Annotated in this window: 6 protein-coding genes; 5 read left to right on the top strand and 1 reads right to left on the bottom strand. The window is 53.2% G+C overall.

The genetic code is table 11. The features are described from left to right. From Q7V06_RS10230 to Q7V06_RS10210, 5 genes are all read left to right on the top strand, one after another. Positions 1-247: cobalamin biosynthesis protein (locus tag Q7V06_RS10230; RefSeq protein ID WP_304841129.1), on the top strand; the 247-nt coding region annotated here is incomplete at its 5' end. Beyond that, positions 231-1,013, top strand: coding sequence for a precorrin-3B C(17)-methyltransferase (gene cobJ / locus Q7V06_RS10225; RefSeq protein WP_304841128.1), 783 nt, complete (start codon positions 231-233; stop codon positions 1,011-1,013). The genes Q7V06_RS10230 and cobJ, both read left to right, overlap by 17 nt. After that, entirely contained in the window at positions 961-1,614 is a 654-nt protein-coding gene (locus tag Q7V06_RS10220; RefSeq protein ID WP_304841127.1) for a precorrin-8X methylmutase, read from the top strand. The genes cobJ and Q7V06_RS10220 overlap by 53 nt, the downstream gene beginning before the upstream one ends. Next, positions 1,611-2,606: a cobalt-precorrin-5B (C(1))-methyltransferase gene (locus tag Q7V06_RS10215; RefSeq protein WP_304841126.1), complete on the top strand. Its 996-nt coding sequence runs from the start codon at positions 1,611-1,613 to the stop codon at positions 2,604-2,606. The genes Q7V06_RS10220 and Q7V06_RS10215 overlap by 4 nt, the downstream gene beginning before the upstream one ends. Continuing rightward, complete coding sequence (locus Q7V06_RS10210) at positions 2,603-3,202, top strand: cobalt-precorrin-7 (C(5))-methyltransferase (protein WP_304841125.1); 600 nt, start codon at positions 2,603-2,605, stop codon at positions 3,200-3,202. Before Q7V06_RS10215 ends, Q7V06_RS10210 begins: the two co-directional genes overlap by 4 nt. Here the strand turns inward: Q7V06_RS10210 and Q7V06_RS10205 are convergent. Then, positions 3,199-4,139, bottom strand: a 941-nt coding sequence (locus tag Q7V06_RS10205) for an energy-coupling factor ABC transporter ATP-binding protein (protein ID WP_304841124.1), incomplete at its 5' end; no start/stop codon positions are given. The two genes, Q7V06_RS10210 and Q7V06_RS10205, sit on opposite strands and share 4 nt — an antisense overlap.

The raw sequence follows: 4,139 nt of genomic DNA, 5'->3' as shown, positions 1-4,139 counted from the left end.
GTTTGTAACAACCGAAAAGAAGCGGAGCGATCCCGGTCTTGCCGAAGGGATCAGGAAGATTGGGGGTGTACTCATCTACCTGGACGACGAAACGATCAATTCAATAGAGGCTCCATCTCCGTCCCGGGCAACCATGATCGGGTTAACAGGGGTTGCAGAACCCTGTGCCCTCGCCTTTGCGGAGATGGGGAGGCTCGTTATGAGAAAGAAAACCTATGGAAGGGTGACCATTGCAATCGGAAGATAAGGGAAAAGGCCTCCTGTCGATCGTCAGCACAGGACCGGGGAACATTCAGCAACTGACCCCGGCAGCTCTCAAAGCGATCGCAAGAGCGGAGTATATCATCGGAAACAACGTCTATATCGACCTCATAAGGCCACTTATTGCCGGAAAAGAGGTGGTAAAGAGCCCGATGGGTGAAGAAGTGAACCGGGCGCAGATGGCCCTTGACCTCGCAGCAGCGCACCGTGTCGCAATGGTATCCGGAGGTGATGCAGGCGTCTATGGGATGGCAGGGATCGTCATCGAAGTTGCCGAGAGGACGGGATCATCCGTTGAGATCGAGGTGATTCCAGGGGTGACAGCAGCAACTGCTGCAGCATCATGCCTCGGATCCCCGCTCTCAGGGGATTATGTTACCATATCACTCTCCGATCTCCTCACACCATGGGATGTGATCGAGGAGCGGCTTGGTCATGCATTTGCGATGGGGGTGCCGGTTGCGATCTATAACCCAAGGAGCCGGGGGAGGCCGCATAACCTTGATGCCGCACTCGCAATAGCCGGAGAACATCGTGGTCAGGAGACACCGGTAGGAGTTGTCAAAAACGCATACCGCCCGGGTGAAGAGCGGCATATTATGACTCTTGGGGTCCTTCAGTCGGATACCTCAAAGGTTGATATGCATTCAATTGTGATCATCGGCGGTCTTGAGAGCCGTATCTGGAAGGTGGGAGACGATGTCAGAGGAATTATCACCCCAAGGGGATATCACCGGAAATACGTATATTGATCTCGGCGCAGATACCCGTGAAGGGTATTCAATAGCCAGCAGAAGCAGAAAGCTTGCGAGAGAGGCAATCGGAGATAACACACCGGAAGATCGGATTCGACAACGTTGCTCAGTCGCTGTTGGCGATTTCACGATGGCTGATCTGATGCGGTTTGAACATGATCCCGTGTCAGCCGGAGTCGCTGCGATCCGGTCAGGTGCTCCAATCTATACCGATATCAGGATGGTTCAGGTCGGTATCCTGAAGAAAGGGCATTCCTGCAGAGTCGAATGCGCACTTGATTATGGGGCTGATCTCGCCAGGAGATCCGGGATAACCAGGACATCTGCTGGATTTATCGCCCTTGGAGAAAAACTCGCCGGATCGATTGTCGTCATCGGCAACGCACCATCCGCTCTCCTCTCGGTCTGTCGTCTCATTGAAGAAGGGATCGTTCCAGGTCTTATCATCGGAACACCTGTCGGGTTTGTGAATGCGGCTGAGTCAAAGGAGCTCCTCAGGACGATGCCGGTACCATCAGTCTCAAATATCGGTACACGGGGAGGAACACCGATCGCTGTTGCGAGCATAAACGAGATCATCACGATATCACTTCCATGATCGATCCGGTAACAGGGTTCACAATTCCAGATGAGTGGGTCTCCCGTGTTCAGAGCAGAGACGAACTTGAACTCGTCTCGACGGGGCGCGGGGTTCTGACCGCGTCCGGTGCAGTTCTCAGACGTGGGATAACCACCGGTGCAACAGCTGCGGCTGCTGCAAAGGCTGCTGTCCTCTCACTCAGAAAACCAGTTCTTGAGGTCGACATTCTTCTGCCCTGCGGAATCAGAGTGGTCGTGCCAGCAACCGGTGAGGATGGTCGTGGATCTGCGGTGAAAGATTCAGGTGACTATCCTGAAGACAGAACCGCCGGACTCCTCTTCAGAGCGGATGCTGTTGAAGATACTGAGATCATCCTCCATGCCGGAGAGGGGATCGGGAGGTTCGTCAGAGACACCCCCAGATATACTGAAGGCGAACCGGCAATCTCCCCACCCGCACGGGATTGTATTCTGACAGCCATTACCGAGGCACTCGAAGCTAACAAATTCTCAGGTGTGAGCGTAACCATCTCTGTTATTGGAGGAAGAGATGCCGGTGCAGACACCCTGAACCCGAGGGTAGGCGTTATCGGTGGAATCTCACTCCTTGGCACGACCGGATTTGTTGAGCCATGGGATGATCATCTGGAGTCTTCAATGGAGGAGCGGGTCAGGTCTGCCGATCGTGTCGTAATCACAACAGGCAGGATCGGCCTTCGGATCTCCCGTCTCCTCTTTCCGGAATATGAGGTGGTTCTTGCCGGGTCAAAGATCGGTCAGGCAATCAAAGCCTCATCCTGTGAGACGATCCTCTGCGGACTGCCAGGACTTATCCTGAAGTTCATCAATCCGGATATCCTTGAAGGAACAGGATACCAGACTGTTGAAGAGTATGTCGCAACGGAAGAGGGTCAAAACCGGATGAGAGAGATGCTCAATGATGCTACTCCCACAGGTATCCGAATCGTCATAGTTAATCGTGATGGTGAGGTAATAGGTGATTCACGATGAAGGTGATCGGTGTTGGTTGCGGAGAGGGGATGCTCACCGAGGAGGCGATCAGAGCGATTGATAATGCACGTATCATCTGCGGATCCGCACGTGCAATCGAACGTGTACGCAATCATATCCCTCCCGGATGCAGCGTAACTGCGATCACCGACTTTAAACACCTGGGAAGCCTTCCAGACGATGCTGTTCTCCTCTCAACAGGAGATCCCCTCCTTGCTGGTCTTGGGCATCCCGGAGGAGAGATCATACCCGGCATATCATCGCTTCAGGTCTCCTTCGCACGAATCGGTATTCCCTGGAGCAATGTCTCGGTGATTGATGCCCATGGGAAAGACCATGAGAAAGCGATCGATGATGCAGTCATTGATATCAAGCGCATGCGGCCGGTCTTCATCATCGCCGATCCGAAATTTCCTGTTGATGCACTGGCAAAGGCGCTGAAGGAGCATGATGTTTTCATCTATATCTGCCAGGACCTTGGAGAGGCAGACGAGCGGATCATCACAGGAACACCAGATAATCCTCCTGTTCCGGATTCAACACTATTTTGTATCATCATTTCACGATCTGAACAGGCAGGAAGCCCACGACATTAGTCGTGGGTGGTTGACAAAACAGGAAGAAGTGATAGGGGGATACCGCTCTCTTCTGAAAACGTTCTAATCCTTGTCCGGACACGATCAATCATACCACCGGTCGTGATGATAACAACAGGTTCCATCCTGAGTGCATGGAGGATCGAGGCATCGATCACACCATAGGTGAAGTCAGCTGTGATCCCAGCTTCTGCGAGGAGACGTTTTGCAGTTGTTCCCATCACCCCGATCCTGAGGGAAGAGACCGTCTTCTGAAGAGAACTGAGGATACCATCCACCCCGGATGCCGCATCGATGAGATAGATCGGTGCTGGTGAATGGGGAGTGGTTCGTATAGATGCTATCTTCTCGATCTTCTGTGCAATATCAAGGATACCGGAAGGGGGATCAGCCGGGTCCATCATACCGCGGGCTGCGAGATGGTGATGAAGCGATAAAACCGTCGGCAGGGTAAGGTGGGCACGCCTCATCAGGTCGGTATCACAGAATGCTGAACGTGGAGGCCCATGATGCAGGATCTCACCTCCTTCGATCAGCACTACATCATCTGCCCAGCTGTAGGCGAGCTCAACATCATGGGTAGAGAGAAGGATCGTCACACCCCGATGATTGATCTCTTCAAGAAGATCCATAATCTCCGCGGCACCTGCCGGATCAAGCGAACTCGTTGGTTCATCGAAGATCAGGATCTCCGGCTGCATCGCGAGTACCCCGGCGATAGCAACCCGTTTCTTCTCACCGCCGGAGAGATGATGCGGAGGCCTTCGTTCGTATCCGGATAATCCAACTGCAAAGAGGGATTCGGAGACGACACGCTTGATCTCATCTTCAGAGAAGCCCAGGTTCAATGGCCCAAATGCTACATCCTGATAGACCGTAGGTGCGAAGAGCTGTGAATCTGAGTTCTGAAAGACCATCCCGACCCGCCGCCTCACAT

The sequence above is a fragment of the Methanocalculus sp. genome (assembly GCF_030651615.1).
In the GTDB taxonomy this organism is placed as follows: Archaea; Halobacteriota; Methanomicrobia; order Methanomicrobiales; family Methanocorpusculaceae; genus Methanocalculus.
Note: the sequence above shows the minus strand (reverse complement) of the source record. Positions and strands in the feature narration are given on the sequence as shown.